Below are 211 nucleotides of genomic sequence, written 5' to 3'. Positions count from 1 at the left end.
TTCGAGCCTCAGCGTCAGTAACGGACCAGTATGTCGCCTTCGCCACTGGTGTTCTTCCGAATATCTACGAATTTCACCTCTACACTCGGAGTTCCACATACCTCTTCCGTACTCAAGACTGCCAGTATCAAAGGCAATTCCAAGGTTGAGCCCTGGGCTTTCACCTCTAACTTAACAGTCCGCCTACGCTCCCTTTACGCCCAGTAATTCC

At 50.7% G+C, this 211-nt stretch carries 1 rRNA gene; it reads right to left on the bottom strand.

From position 1 onward, the window contains the following. Positions 1-211, bottom strand: a 16S ribosomal RNA gene (locus A7A76_RS01250); the annotation flags it as partial.

Source organism: Lysobacter enzymogenes, assembly GCF_017168095.1.
GTDB lineage: Bacteria > Pseudomonadota > Gammaproteobacteria > Xanthomonadales > Xanthomonadaceae > Lysobacter > Lysobacter enzymogenes_D.
The sequence above is the reverse complement of the archived record's forward strand: the minus strand, read 5'-3'. Positions and strand labels throughout refer to the sequence as shown.